Genomic DNA, 13,715 nt, shown 5'->3' on the forward strand with positions numbered 1-13,715 from the left:
ACCGAAGTTAATGTTATTCCAAAAAATCTTTATTTGACGCTCGTCGGTTTAATGTTCCAGACTGCATTCGCATATTCCGTAATGGTACGGTCACTCGAGAAAATTCCCGATTTTGCCGTGTTGACGATTGAGCTCTCTGCCCAACGCGAGCGGTCGCTAAAGACTTCGTCGACGCGTCGCTGTGCTCGCATATAGGAGATAAAATCTTTCAATACGAGGAAATCATCGTTATAGACGAGGAGTGAGTCGAAGATCGACTGGAACTGATATTCACCGACCTTATCGAATGTACCATTGATGAGACCATCGACCACATCTTTAATTTCTTGGTGGGCATGATAAATTTCCGCCGCATGGTATCCTCCGAACTTTTTATAGTTCATGACTTCTTGTGGGGATAACCCAAAAATAAAGATGTGATCGTCTCCGACCGCGTCACGAATCTCGATATTGGCACCGTCTAACGTACCGATTGTCAACGCACCATTCATCATGAATTTCATGTTGCCGGTACCCGACGCCTCGTAGCTCGCTGTCGAGATTTGTTCGCTCAAGTCAGAGCCTGGGAAAATACGTTCCGCCATCGAAACACGATAGTTCTCAAGGAAGATGACTTTAATGAATTGGCTCGCCCGCTTATCTTTATTGATCAACGTGGCGAGGGCATTGATGTAGCGAATAATTTCTTTCGCGTAATAGTAACCCGGTGCCGCCTTGGCTCCGAAAATGAACGTACGAGGAACCATCGTAAACGTCGGATCCGCTTGAATCTTCAAGTAAAGCGCATGGATATGAAGTGCGTTTAGAAGCTGACGCTTATAGGCGTGGAGACGTTTGACTTGAACGTCAAAAATGGAATGCGGGTCAACGACCTCTCCTGTCTCCTCCTGGATATAAGCTGCCAAATCAAATTTATTTTGTTGTTTCACATCCATCACGGTTTCTTGGAAGCTCTTATCTTTCGAGACACCCATCAACTTTTCTAAGTCGTTCGGGTGTTCGATCCATGACGGCCCAATCGCTTCCGTGATTGCGTCAGACAGTCGCGGATTCGATTTCAAGAGCCAACGTCGATGCGTGATCCCGTTCGTTTTGTTGTTGAAGCGCAGTGGGAACATCTCATATAAGTAACGCATCTCGCGCTGTTTTAAAATATCGGTATGGATTTGGGCAACCCCGTTCGTCGAATGAGAGCCGACGACAGCCAAGTTGGCCATGTTGATATGCTCATTTGATACGATTGCGATTTCTCCCATATGTGATTCCAGATGAGGATAGTTGACTAATACGTCCCGACAGAAACGTCGATTGATTTCCTCGATAATTTGATACACACGAGGTAATAGACGTTGATACATCTCGACCGGCCATTTCTCTAGCGCTTCGGCGAGTAACGTATGGTTCGTGAACGACATGACGCTCTTCGTGATACGCCATGCCTCATCCCAACCATACCCATGCTCATCCATCAAGATTCGCATCAACTCAGGAATCGCAACAACGGGGTGTGTATCGTTGATGTGAATCGCATAGTGATCGCCTAATTGTTTGAGCGACTTATTGCGCTTCATATAGGAAGCAAGCATCGATTGAATCCCCGCCGACACAAAGAAGTACTGTTGTTTCAAACGTAGTACTTTTCCTTCATACGTCGTATCATCTGGATACAAAAATTCCGAAATGGTCGCAATCGACTGTTTGTGTCGCAACAAGTCTTTGTACGTCCCTTTCGTTTTTTCTAAGTACGCCTCATCGTCAAGCGGCGACTCCGCGTTCCAAAGACGTAACGTATTCACGACGTCATTTTGGTAGCCGATGATCGGCATATCGTAAGGTACCGCTCTTACGACTTCATCCGGATGATGGACGACGCGTAACCGGTCTCCGATTTGCTTCATCTCAATCCATCCACCGAAGTTGATATCGACTGCTTTATCTTGACGTCTCGTCTCCCACATATTGCCGTCACGGAGCCAGTTGTCCGGTAATTCGACTTGATACCCATCGACTATCTTTTGTTTGAAGAGACCATATCGGTAACGGATCCCGTTTCCGTGTCCAGGTAAACTGAGCGCAGCCAATGAATCGAGGAAGCAGGCTGCTAAGCGGCCAAGCCCCCCGTTCCCAAGTCCCGGTTCTGGTTCTAACTCCGTGATGTCCGTGAAGTCGTATCCAAGATCCTTGAGCCCTTCTTTGACGAGCTCTAATACGTCGAGACTCAATAAATTATTGTATAGGAAACGACCCAATAGAAATTCAAGCGAGAAGTAGATGACCTGTTTACTATGCTTTTCTTCTTGACGGTCTCGCGTGTGGATCCATTTTGGCATGGCCTGTTCGCGTACCATCGTTGCCAAGGTTTGATACACTTCCTGCTCTGTCCCATCTTCGATTGACTTCCCATTTAATGCGATGAATCGTTCTTTAAATGCGTCGACAAAGCTCTGTTTATCTGTGAACATAAATCAAGTTAGCTCCTTCCACTCATGCGAATAAATGATATAACTCACGATATTGCTTGGCGGATTGTTTCCAGCTAAAGTCCGCGGTCATCGCCTGATGGACGAGGGCATGCCAATTTTCCTTCTCATAGAAGACACGAATCGCTTTTTCGATTGTTGCTAACATCTCATGGGCATTGTAGTTCATGAACCCGAACCCAGTCCCTTCTTGCGTGAATTCGTTATACGGCTTCACAGTGTCACGAAGTCCACCCGTCTCACGGACAATCGGCAATGTGCCATAGCGCATGGAAATCAATTGACTGAGTCCACACGGTTCAAAACGTGACGGCATTAAAAAAGCATCCGATCCAGCGTAAATCAAGTGAGCGAGTTCGATGTCAAAACCGATATAAGAGCCCACTTTCCCTGGATGTGCTGCTGTCATCTCGTGAACGATTCCTTCATATTCTGGTTGTCCCGAACCAAGGAATGCGAATTGGCATGGCAACTGACCGAGTTCTTCAAACACGCCATTGATTAAATCGAGCCCTTTTTGGTCAACGAGACGGCTGACGAACCCGATGAGCATGACGTCATCTCGAACTTCTAGACCGAGTCGTTCTTGTAACGCTCGTTTATTCGCAAGCTTTCCTTCTTTGTACGTATCGAGGTTATACGTCTGTTCGATTCGCGCATCTGTGTTTGGATCGTTCGTTGCCAAATCGATTCCGTTTAAAATGCCTCGGACGTCAACCGCGCGATGACGTAATGCCCCGTCTAAGCCTTCCCCATAATACGGTTCCATGATTTCATCCCGATAAGACGGGCTGACGGTCGTAATTTGATCGGAATGTACAATTCCAGCTTTCATATAGTTGACGAGACCGTTATGTTGAATCCCTTCGGTCGTAAAATGTTCATGACCGAACTGTAATAGTTCGCCGAGAATCTCTTCCGGGAAAATCCCTTGGTATTGCAGGTTATGGATGGTATAAACCGTGCGAATGTGTTGATACGCTTCAATATGTTGATAGTGAATTCGTAGAAAGGCCGGTAAAATGCCGGTCTGCCAGTCGTGGCAATGAAGAACATCAGGCACTTCTTCCATCTTTCCAATCATCTCAAGGACCGCCCGTGAGAAGAAGGCGAAGCGTTCCGCATCATCAAAGTGCCCATATAAGACACCGTCACGTTTAAAATAGTATTCGTTATCGATGAAGTAATACGTGATGCCGTCTCGCTCTAATTTCAAGACCGCACCGAATTGCTTACGCCAACCGACCGGAACGATGAGGTCAAATAAATACTCCATCTCGTCCACATATTCAGCAGCAATCGAGCCATATTTCGGCATGACGACACTCACTTCTTCTCCTAAATTCGCCACCGCTTGAGGGAGCGAACCGACAACGTCGGCCAACCCCCCCGTTTTCATGAACGGTGCCGCTTCTGAAGCAACATACCAAATTTTCATAAAATCCTCCTCACACCACTGTTCGTTTCGCGATGACAATCGGTTCATCGATTGTGCCTCGGATGACCTGCCCTCGTTTTACGACGACTTCCTTATCAAGGATTGCATTTTCGACGACAGCACCCTCTTCAATAATCGACTTCGATGAAATGATTGAGTTTTTCACGCGTGCGTGCTTACTCACTTGAACACCACGGAAGAGAATACTGTTTTGAACTTCTCCATGGATTTTACATCCGTTCGCTACGAGCGCTTCGTTCACTTTTGAACCTTTCAAATAGCGAGTCGGTGGCTCATGCTTGATCTTCGTATAGATGTGTGGGAAGTCATAGATGATTCCTTCTCCACGAAGCAGTCGCATGCTCTCGTTATAGTACGAAAGTACTGAATGAATAGCCTGCATTTTACCGACATAATGGTATCCGTGAACATGCAACCGATGGAGCTGTGGACGGATGACACCGTCTAACAAGTCATATTCTCCTTTAGACGTCGCTTCGTCGACAAGACGCATAAAGAGGTTTTTTGACATGATGATGGTTTCCGTATAAGCATATTCATCGTCTGGTGAAAAGCCACGTTCTGACACGCCAACGACACGATCGTTTTCGCCGAGACGAATTGGACGACAGTAGCCACACTTCTGCTCATGTGTCGTATAAGCGAGCGTGATGTCCGCCCCCATCGACTTGTGATGTTCGAGCATGTCGTTATAGTCGATTGTCGTCAATACATTCGATCCCGTAATGACGACGTACGGTTGTTTGCTGCGAATGAAGTGTTCACGGTGCATCGAGAAGTTCGCCAAATCACCGAGGTACGCTTCCCCGTCCGGTTTTAAGGCAGGTGGGAAAATGTGTAGTCCCCCTTGTGAACGGTCCAAGTCCCATTCTTTTCCTGATCCGAGATGGTCCATCAACGAGCGGTACTTGTCTAACGTGAAGATTCCCACTTGACTGATGTTTTGTGTAATCATATTCGTTAACGTGAAATCAATTAGACGATAACGTCCCGAAAATGGAACCGCTGCTAAATTGCGATGACCTGTGAATTCCGGAAACAGACCTTGCTCCGTGCCTAAGTTAATGACCCCTAATAAATCGTTCGTCAACAGTAACGCCTCCTTGCGTGTCTCTTTACTCGTATCAAACTCGTTGTTTGAAGACGGTGCCGCTTTCAATGTTTTCGTGTGGTTCAATAACAACGATTTCACCACCCGGCTCACCGACTGTCGCGCCGTCTTCAATGACTGCACAGCTTGCGACAATGGCTCTGTGAATTGTTACATCCTTCCCGATTCTAGCCCCCGGCATGATGACCGAGTCTTTCACGAGCGATCCTTCGCCGACACGAACGTCATAGAATAGAACCGAATGTTGTACTTCTCCTTCAATATGACACCCTTCATTGATCACAGACTGTTCGACGCATGCATCTTTTCCAATATATTGCGGTGTCTGATTCGGGTTAACCGAATAGATTTTCCAGTTCGGGTCATATAAATCGAATGGTGGTTCTTCCTCAAGAAGGTCCATATTTGCTTCCCAAAGCGATTGGATCGTTCCAACGTCTTTCCAGTAGCCTTTAAATTTATAGGCGAAAACATCAAGCCCTTGGAGAAGCGTGTTTGGAATAATGTTCTTTCCGAAGTCAAAGCTTGATGTTTCATCTTCCGCATCTTTAATCAAATGTTCGCGCAAGACGCTCCAGTTGAAGATATAAATCCCCATCGATGCCAAGTTACTCTTCGGATCTTCAGGTTTCTCTTCGAACTCATTGATGCGTAGGTCATCCGCCGTGTTCAAGATCCCGAAACGTGACGCTTCGTCCCACGGCACTTCCATGACGGAGATCGTCACATCGGCTTGTTTTTCTTTGTGGGCTTCGAGCATCTTCTCGTAGTCCATTTTGTAGATGTGGTCTCCTGATAGGATCAAAACGTAATCCGGATCGTAATCATCGATGTAGCTCAAGTTACGATAGATCGCGTTCGCTGTCCCTTCGTACCAATTTTTCCCCGACTGTGCTTGGTAAGGTGGGAGAATGGCTAAGCCCCCGTTACGACGATCTAAATCCCATGCCGTCCCAATTCCTAAGTAACGATTCAATTCAAGCGGCTCGTATTGCGTCAACACCCCGACTGTTGTAATTCCCGAGTTCGTGCAGTTTGACAATGGGAAATCGATGATTCGGTACTTTCCGCCAAAATGAACGGCAGGCTTCGCCGTTTTTCGCGTGAGAGGCCCCAATCGTTTTCCTTCTCCTCCCGCAAGGAGCATCGCAACCATTTCTTGCTTCATAAATAATAAGCCTCCTCAAAATCGTAATATACAACCTCTTTTACCCTTTTTCGCTCTTTCCTAAAGTATTCCTTCTCGAATTATTATATGATAACGTTTACATTTTTATTTTTTCGTAAATGTGACGATATAATGAGTAGAAAGAGGTGAAACGATGAGAGCTTGGATTGGAATCTTGTTTTTCGCAGGACTACTGGCGACTTCTTTGACGCTTGCGAATGCTTTGAAAGAAGAAATCGAAAAGACAAATGAAATTTTATCTTGGGGACAAGAACTGGTATCAGAGCAACCACTCTCGTCGAAGCATGCGATCACGCTCGCGTACAATGGTGGCGAACAGCAGATTTACTTGGCAGGTCGCCGAAATGACGTCTCTCCAAAGGCATTACCTGAACACATTCAAGAAGCCATCATGATCATTGAAGACCGAAAATTCAATGCCCATCCCGGCTATGATTTGAGCGGGATTGCCCGGGCATTTATTAATAACGCGAACGAGACATCTGTGCAAGGTGGAAGCACGATCACCCAACAGCTCGCGCGAAATGTTTACTTAACTCACGAACGGACATATGAACGAAAAGTGAAAGAATTATTGATTGCACGAGCATTAGAAAAAAGTTATAGCAAAAAAGAAATTTTGACCGCCTATAGCAACGTTATTTTCTTTGGACATAATGTTTATGGTATTCAATCTGCGGCCGATACATACTTTTCGAGACCGCTCGCCGACCTCAACTGGAACCAACTCGCCTATTTGTTGACAGTGCCGAACAATCCGTCATTGTATGACCCGCTCAATCCGTCAGATGCTTATTTCGAGCGAAAAGACCGGATTTTGACACAACTATTCGAGGCGGGCGCCATCTCAAAAAGCGCCTATGATCAATATCATGGTGTGAAACTGCAAGCCGCTTATCGAAGTCAAACGATTCAATATCCGGACTATATGGATACGGTCGTTCGTGAAGCGATTCAGTTAGTTCGCTCTCGATACGATTTGGATGATGCCGAAGCACGAGACTATTTATCGACGCACGAAGCGACGATCGAGACGTACCTGTCGACGGCCAAACAGACGAAAGCGAAGCAAGTGATGAGTCAGTTGCCATCCGGGTTAAACGGAGGATATACGGAACTGACACCACAAGGACGAATCGTGGCGATGGTTGATTCGGAAATGACACAAGTCGGTGAATTCAACCGCGCAACGCAAGCCTATCGTCAACCGGGGTCCGCAATCAAACCGATTCTCGTGTTCGCCCCATTCATTGAAGAGACGGGGGCGACGCTTGAGACGGTTCTCGATGGACGACCAGCTTGCTATGGTTCTTATTGTCCAGGTAACAGTCATAATCGCGTATTAGGCGATGTGTTATTGAAAGATGCGGTCGCCTATTCCTACAACACGCCGGCCTTGGCAGCTTTCTCCACAATCGATCAGCCACGAGCCTATGAGACGGCTGATATGATGTTCAGTCAATGGGATAAACAGGACGAGAACTTGGCGAGCGCGCTCGGTGGTCTCACGCAAGGCGTCTCTCCAAAAGAACTTGCTGCCGCCTACACACCATTCTTAAACAAAGGCGTCTATACGTCGGGTCATACGATCAAACAAATCACATTCAAAACGGATGAGCCCGCATTGACGCCTATCTTGACCGAGGAGGCAGTCTGGTCTCCCGATACGATGACTACGATGAAAAAGGCTTTAGCGACCGTCACGACATACGGGACGGGACGTTACGCGAGTAAGGTGAAACGTGATTATGAGTACCTCGGAGGAAAGACAGGGACAACAAACGATAATAAAGATATGTGGTACGTCGGACTTACAGATCAAACCATCACCGCGGTTTGGCTCGGGGCCGACACGCCCCGCCCGTTCCCCGAACTCGCCAACCGTGCTTACCCGGCAATCATCTGGACAGAGGCGCATTAATCAAAAAGAGTCAGCCGATTTTCATCAGCTGACTCTTTTTTGATGACTTACACGCTGCGTTCGATGCGCATGCGATAGCTTCCCCAGTGTTTCAATAATTCATCGTGATTTATGAGTTTCCATGGGTTAAAACGAACTTGACCGTGCTTGTTGAAATATAGTTTTTCTCGAACACAGTAGCTGGCGTGAATAAGTTGCTCTTGTTCGTTCCAAAAAGTAAGGACGTCACCTGCTTCCGGAACAGCATCCGTTACCGTTTCAAAACCGCTCTGCTGAATCGTCTGAAGAAATGTCTCCGGATGAATCCACTGGTGAATCATCCACTCATGTTGTGTAGCTGCGAATAACGTCGCTGCCAGACAGTTACTCCCTTCATATATCGGAAATGTGTTCGCATATGTAACGAGATGTGCTGGTGTCCGTTCATCACATCGTTCCCCTTCCCACGTATCCCATTCTTTCGCATAGCGATAGATAAGCGAATGACGGGTTTCTGTCGAAAGCTTGTTCCAGTTCGACTCGTCTAAGACGATGAAAGATTGCCCATCCTTCTCCACGATCGCGTCATCGGATACCTCATTCCGCTGTTCAACCGTAAGAGGTAACACAAGCCCACGATTCGTCGTCACCTGATATTCAAGAAGACGCGACTTGACGTCATGTCGTAAACCATCAATCGCGTTTGACGGGGCATGGACAACATGTGTGACGCTTTCCTCCATCATCCATGTCAGATAGGCATTCGAAAGATGCGGATTTTTATAAGCGGGGTGACGGGAAAACTCTCCTCTCGGTAAAATGAGGACACTACTCGGCAATTCTTCAAAGAAAGTAGAATCGATCCAGTACAACGTTTCTTTTGGAACAAATGTCTGACACCACGCCTCTATTTCATCAAACGTCGGCTCAAATATCTCTCTCATAAGATGATGTCCCCGACAGAGTTAAACAGCCGCAGAATCGACCATCCTAATCCACTGATCAATGTCGCCCACATGACACCTTGCATGAGCAACAAGCCGATCGCTCGGGGAACGGACATCGATTGACTCACTTGCCAGACGTAGTAAAAGAGATACATCAATAACGTACAGACGAGGACGGCCATGACGGCAAGTAATGTATTGAGAAACAGAAAACTGATCCCAGAACCAATGAGGAAAATAATCGCCCCAGGTTTAAGCCGATGGAGTGACGTCCCGTTTGTTTCTCGCGCAAAAAAAGCGAAGCCGAGTTGATTGAACGTATCGGCGACCAGTTTGAGTGCACTAAACAACATAAAGAAGATGGTGAAGAACACGACAAGTACGAATACTTTCGTTTCTTGCACGGATAACAGTTCGATGATTTCACTATATACGCCAATTTGATTCAGCCACTGGATCACATACTCGGACGTCGCAATCGCAAGTGACATGGAAAACAAAATAATTCCGATGAGTGGTGCATAGCTCAGTAAGTACACATTTGTTTTCATGTTCCTTCTCCAATTTCACAGTAATTTCTTATATTCAGTGCAATTCTACTACCAAGTATATTATACTATTTATAGTTATGGAGATTAAAAGGGGGATTTTTGGATGGGCCTATTATTGATGGTTGGAATCAGCGTCGTCTTCCTCGCAGCGATTTTGACAGCTGGATATAACCGTAAACCTGAGGGTAACGAATAAGAGCCGGGATTCGTAAGAATCCGGCTCTTTTTTTATTTCAACCCTGCATATCCCTGTTGGCGTAGAGCCTCATATACAATGATGGCAGCTGTATTCGACACGTTCAATGAACGGACGAGGTTCGATTGTGGAAGACGGATACAACGGTCTAAGTTGTTCTCAATCACTTCCATCGGTAATCCTTTCGTTTCACGACCGAATACAAAGAAATAGTCGCCTTCTACGTCCGAAACGTCTAAATCACTCGGATATTGTTCCCCATACTTCGTGATATAAAAGAACTGTCCGTCCGGATGCTTCTCCCACAATTCTTCTAACGAATCATGATAACGTACATCGACAAACTGCCAATAATCTAACCCTGCACGCTTCAACATTTTATCGTCTGTCGAGAAACCGAGCGGACGAATCAAATGAAGAACCGAGTTTGTCGCCGCACACGTACGTGAGACGTTCCCTGTATTTGCTGGTATTTCTGGTTGAAACATTACGACATGAATCGCCATAGTTCATTTCCCTCACTTTTTCATTTCAAATTCAAGTAGGCGTTGCTTTTCAGACAACCCTCCTGCAAAGCCGACAAGCTTCCCACTGCTTCCAATCACCCGATGACACGGAAATAAAATCGGTAACGGATTTCGGTTGAGCGCCTGGCCGACGGCACGAACAGCTTTCGGCCGACCGATTTGTTCTGCAATTTGTTTATATGTCCGTGTCTCACCATATGGAATCGTCAACAACGCATCCCATACTTCCTGTTGAAATGGTGTTCCCTTCATTTCGATGTAGGCACGATCTGATTCATGGAATCCATGCTGCTCGACGCGCATCATGAGATGTTGTAACCAGTCAGGGGCTTCTTCTGTCGGTTCATGTGTGGTGAACTCAAGAGCTGTCAGTTTGCCCGCTGCGTTTAATTCATACGCTAACGGTCCCCATTTAGACGACACGATCTTCATGTGCCCACTCCTCTCGATAGATACGAATCTCTTCATGTACCATGTCAGATACTTCTTTACATTCAATCTCTTTAAAAATCGATTCGGCATCGGGACCAAGAATCGCACCGATCGCCCATACCGCAGTCGCTCGCATGTCTTCACGTTCATCGTTTTGGATGAATTCACGTAAAATCGGGATTGCAGATGGTTCCCGATAATGTGCGAGCGCCAAGATCGCATTTCGCTGAATCGGTTTCTTTCCACGCCATGCGCCAGATAAATGTCCGAATTTTTGTTTGAACTCTCGGTTACTCAATGTCAAGAGCGGCTCTAACAGCGGTTTAACGATTTCTGCTTCCGGTAATAGTTCTTCGTGGTGACGCCAATCCTTTTTACGGTTGTACGGGCAAACTTGCTGGCACGTATCACATCCGTATAAGCGACCTCCGAGCTTCGAACGAAACTCTCGTGGCATCAACGTCTTCATTTGTGTCAAATAGGCGATGCAGCGTTTTGCATCTAGTACGCCCGGTTCAACGAGTGCTGTCGTCGGGCAGGCCGTCATACATTTATTACAGTCGCCACATCCATCTTCAATCGCTTCATCCGGCGGCAAGTAAACGTCTAAAATCATTTCCCCCAAATATAAGTATGATCCTTTTTCAGGTGAGATGATGGAGCAGTTTTTTCCGCTAAAACCGATTCCGGCTCGTTCAGCGACAGCTCGGTCTACGAGCTCACCCGTGTCGACCATCGAGCGCGTACGCACTCCAGGAACCAACTCTTCAATGTACGTTTGAAGCTGCTCTAATCGATTGCCGACGGCGCGATGGTAATCCAGTCCCCACGAGGCTCGGGCAAATAGCCCACGTCTCTCTCCAGCGACACTTCGTGGTGCATCCTTCAACTTACTTGGATAGGCAATCGCGATGGCAATGATTGACTGGGCTTCTTCAAGTAAAAGTTCCGGGTTTGTACGCTTCTCTAGGTCGGGCTCTTCAAACCCAGAGGCAAACCCTTTCTCTTGCTGCCGAATAAGTCGCTGTTTCATGACGATGAACGGATCAGCCGTTGTCACTTTCAACTCGTCAATCCCGATGGTTTCGGCATACTCGAGAATTTGTTGTTTTAATGTGTATGGGTCCATTCCGTTCACCTCCTTTATATATTTTCGCATACAAAAAATCTCTCCGCCACTCGGCAGAGAGATGTGAAGCGGGTGAAGAGAATCGAACTCTCGTCATCAGCTTGGAAGGCTGAGGTTTTACCATTAAACTACACCCGCATGAAATATTGTTGTCGTTCAAGCGACTACAGTTAATATACACCTATACCATTAAACTGTCAACAAGTATTCGTAAGTTTTTCTAAAATCACCGAAAAAAATATTTCAATATACCTTAATCACTAATATTATGTTTGTACAAATAACGATTCAAGTGGTCTGATCACGCGAAATGCTCGTCCATGCCCTTCTGTCTCGGCATATGTCAACTCCATCAAGCGTTCTGATTGATACATATTGATCTAAAGGAAGCAATCTTAGGTATGGTTATTTTGCCCTCACTCCTTCTCACAATGGAGATTCATTCAAGTAAGTTTCAGGATACTCTTTCTAAAATCAAATATTCTGTCGTCGCAGCCACTCTTGTTCGTGAGAAAACAAGAAGCTCCACTTTTTCTTAAGAATCCAGTCAAATATTCGAATCACGTCTACGTGATCAGGATAGCGAGAAAGAAAAGTCATCGCCACAATCAACGCGTCGTCCTCAACGATTCGCTTTCGACTGATCAGTTGCCGGACACGTTGGATTATAATCGGAACAGCATGTTCATCTCCATGAACATCAATTGCGCACAGTGCACTATACTTCACTTCAATCGAACGACGACTCATACATTCAATAAATAGAGGTAATAGCGACTCATCGCCGAGTTGTGTAAGTGTTCGAATCGCAGATGATGCTACGCCTCCGTTCTGATGTTCCGCTAGCTTGATAAGAGACGGAATCGTTTCCTTATTTCCTACGTACGACAGTTCCCCAACAAGATATTGAAGAGCCATTGCATCATGAGCTTGAACCGCTAATTGGGTACGTAAGAAACATTCGGCTTCAATTGGATCACAAAGATGAAACACCTGAATAGCATCATATTTAACCTGCCAAGCGGAGTGTGTCGCATACGGAACCAATTGTTTTACAGATACAATCCCTTGATACCCATCGTCTAGTGTTGCGAGATGCCCTAATAAACTCGACAATACATATTTGTTCGATTCAAGACCTAACCGATCAACGAGAAACAAAAAGACATCACGATCACCTAGGTGTCGCCCAATATGGTAGAGGATAAAATATAGCGAGTCACGTTGTTCATGCGATTCTAATCGCTCGACCAAATCGATTGCGAGAGGAATAATAGTCCGGTCTTGTAGCGTCTCGGCATAACGAAATGCATGCCACGAGATGGAGTCATCACTCGTATTTGTATCACCTTGGTGATTCATTCGTTCGATTAAATCGAGTAATTGTTGCTCCGTCATATCAAGATCACCTCAATACATTTTTATATACAAAAAAGACCCTAACCTCAGTTAGAGTCATACGGATACCGGTGGTCGGAGTCGAACCGACACTCCAGAGGAACACGATTTTGAGTCGTGCGCGTCTACCAATTCCGCCACACCGGCATATTATGTTGGAGGCGCCAGTCGGAATCGAACCGACGATAGAGGAGTTGCAGTCCTCTGCCTTACCACTTGGCTATGGCGCCAAAAAGTCATTGGAGCGGAAGACGGGATTCGAACCCGCGACCCCGACCTTGGCAAGGTCGTATTCTACCACTGAACTACTTCCGCAAAATGGCTGGGCTGGAAGGGATCGAACCTTCGCATGTCGGAATCAAAATCCGATGCCTTACCACTTGGCTACAGCCCAAT

11 protein-coding genes and 5 tRNA genes are annotated in these 13,715 nt (G+C 46.2%); 1 reads left to right on the forward strand and 15 read right to left on the reverse strand.

Annotated features, from left to right (window positions below):
• Nucleotides 1-29: 29 nt before the first annotated feature.
• Genes PQI28_RS03250 through PQI28_RS03265 form a run of 4 tightly spaced genes read right to left on the reverse strand, consistent with a single transcriptional unit; the run spans nt 30 to nt 6,218 of the window.
• Nucleotides 30-2,462 (reverse strand): glycogen/starch/alpha-glucan phosphorylase, encoded by a 2,433-nt coding sequence (locus PQI28_RS03250; RefSeq protein WP_339962525.1) that lies wholly within the window; start codon nt 2,460-2,462, stop codon nt 30-32.
• Between the two features lie 22 nt (nt 2,463-2,484).
• Entirely contained in the window at nt 2,485-3,918 is a 1,434-nt protein-coding gene (gene glgA / locus PQI28_RS03255; protein WP_337874633.1) for a glycogen synthase GlgA, read from the reverse strand.
• Between the two features lie 10 nt (nt 3,919-3,928).
• Nucleotides 3,929-5,122, reverse strand: a complete 1,194-nt coding sequence (gene glgD, locus PQI28_RS03260) for a glucose-1-phosphate adenylyltransferase subunit GlgD (protein WP_339962526.1) — start codon at nt 5,120-5,122, stop codon at nt 3,929-3,931.
• Nucleotides 5,064-6,218, reverse strand: coding sequence for a glucose-1-phosphate adenylyltransferase (locus PQI28_RS03265; protein WP_224860166.1), 1,155 nt, complete (start codon nt 6,216-6,218; stop codon nt 5,064-5,066). Before PQI28_RS03265 ends, glgD begins: the two co-directional genes overlap by 59 nt.
• A 154-nt stretch (nt 6,219-6,372) precedes the next feature.
• Here PQI28_RS03265 and PQI28_RS03270 point away from each other — a divergent pair, with 154 nt between their 5' ends.
• A complete protein-coding gene (locus tag PQI28_RS03270) occupies nt 6,373-8,160 on the forward strand; it encodes a transglycosylase domain-containing protein (protein WP_337874631.1) in 1,788 nt (595 codons plus the stop codon).
• Nucleotides 8,161-8,207: 47 nt separating this feature from the next.
• Here PQI28_RS03270 and PQI28_RS03275 read toward each other — a convergent pair whose 3' ends face one another.
• The 11 genes from PQI28_RS03275 to PQI28_RS03325 form a co-directional block, all read right to left on the reverse strand.
• Nucleotides 8,208-9,083 (reverse strand): hypothetical protein, encoded by an 876-nt coding sequence (locus PQI28_RS03275; RefSeq protein WP_339962527.1) that lies wholly within the window; start codon nt 9,081-9,083, stop codon nt 8,208-8,210.
• A complete protein-coding gene (locus PQI28_RS03280) occupies nt 9,080-9,637 on the reverse strand; it encodes a DUF5366 family protein (protein WP_074032604.1) in 558 nt (185 codons plus the stop codon). The genes PQI28_RS03275 and PQI28_RS03280 overlap by 4 nt, the downstream gene beginning before the upstream one ends.
• 228 nt (nt 9,638-9,865) lie before the next feature.
• On the reverse strand, nt 9,866-10,339 hold the full coding sequence (gene trmL / locus PQI28_RS03285; RefSeq protein ID WP_026826698.1) for a tRNA (uridine(34)/cytosine(34)/5-carboxymethylaminomethyluridine(34)-2'-O)-methyltransferase TrmL: 474 nt from the start codon (nt 10,337-10,339) through the stop codon (nt 9,866-9,868).
• Between the two features lie 12 nt (nt 10,340-10,351).
• A complete protein-coding gene (locus PQI28_RS03290) occupies nt 10,352-10,792 on the reverse strand; it encodes a methylated-DNA--[protein]-cysteine S-methyltransferase (protein ID WP_214785418.1) in 441 nt (146 codons plus the stop codon).
• On the reverse strand, nt 10,773-11,921 hold the full coding sequence (gene queG / locus PQI28_RS03295) for a tRNA epoxyqueuosine(34) reductase QueG (RefSeq protein ID WP_339962528.1): 1,149 nt from the start codon (nt 11,919-11,921) through the stop codon (nt 10,773-10,775). Before queG ends, PQI28_RS03290 begins: the two co-directional genes overlap by 20 nt.
• 67 nt (nt 11,922-11,988) lie before the next feature.
• Nucleotides 11,989-12,059: transfer RNA gene (locus PQI28_RS03300), tRNA-Gly, on the reverse strand.
• A gap of 336 nt (nt 12,060-12,395) precedes the next feature.
• Entirely contained in the window at nt 12,396-13,319 is a 924-nt protein-coding gene (locus PQI28_RS03305) for a HEAT repeat domain-containing protein (RefSeq protein WP_339962529.1), read from the reverse strand.
• Nucleotides 13,320-13,385: 66 nt separating this feature from the next.
• Nucleotides 13,386-13,466, reverse strand: a tRNA-Leu gene (locus tag PQI28_RS03310).
• A gap of 9 nt (nt 13,467-13,475) precedes the next feature.
• A tRNA-Cys gene (locus tag PQI28_RS03315) sits at nt 13,476-13,549 on the reverse strand.
• A gap of 10 nt (nt 13,550-13,559) precedes the next feature.
• Nucleotides 13,560-13,634: transfer RNA gene (locus PQI28_RS03320), tRNA-Gly, on the reverse strand.
• Between the two features lie 4 nt (nt 13,635-13,638).
• A tRNA-Gln gene (locus PQI28_RS03325) sits at nt 13,639-13,713 on the reverse strand.
• Nucleotides 13,714-13,715: the final 2 nt, after the last annotated feature.

Source organism: Exiguobacterium sp. USCH10, assembly GCF_037619445.1.
Classification (GTDB): domain Bacteria; phylum Bacillota; class Bacilli; order Exiguobacteriales; family Exiguobacteriaceae; genus Exiguobacterium; species Exiguobacterium aestuarii_A.

What these genes read in the sequence shown, in the direction of transcription:
- queG (WP_339962528.1), bottom strand. Translation starts at nt 11,921, where the DNA reads ATGGACCCATACACATTAAAACAACAAATTCTCGAGTATGCCGAAACC.
- PQI28_RS03250 (WP_339962525.1), bottom strand. Translation starts at nt 2,462, where the DNA reads ATGTTCACAGATAAACAGAGCTTTGTCGACGCATTTAAAGAACGATTC.
- PQI28_RS03275 (WP_339962527.1), bottom strand. Translation starts at nt 9,083, where the DNA reads ATGAGAGAGATATTTGAGCCGACGTTTGATGAAATAGAGGCGTGGTGT.
- trmL (WP_026826698.1), bottom strand. Translation starts at nt 10,339, where the DNA reads ATGGCGATTCATGTCGTAATGTTTCAACCAGAAATACCAGCAAATACA.
- PQI28_RS03305 (WP_339962529.1), bottom strand. Translation starts at nt 13,319, where the DNA reads ATGACGGAGCAACAATTACTCGATTTAATCGAACGAATGAATCACCAA.
- PQI28_RS03270 (WP_337874631.1), top strand. Translation starts at nt 6,373, where the DNA reads ATGAGAGCTTGGATTGGAATCTTGTTTTTCGCAGGACTACTGGCGACT.
- PQI28_RS03265 (WP_224860166.1), bottom strand. Translation starts at nt 6,218, where the DNA reads ATGAAGCAAGAAATGGTTGCGATGCTCCTTGCGGGAGGAGAAGGAAAA.
- glgA (WP_337874633.1), bottom strand. Translation starts at nt 3,918, where the DNA reads ATGAAAATTTGGTATGTTGCTTCAGAAGCGGCACCGTTCATGAAAACG.
- PQI28_RS03280 (WP_074032604.1), bottom strand. Translation starts at nt 9,637, where the DNA reads ATGAAAACAAATGTGTACTTACTGAGCTATGCACCACTCATCGGAATT.
- PQI28_RS03290 (WP_214785418.1), bottom strand. Translation starts at nt 10,792, where the DNA reads ATGAAGATCGTGTCGTCTAAATGGGGACCGTTAGCGTATGAATTAAAC.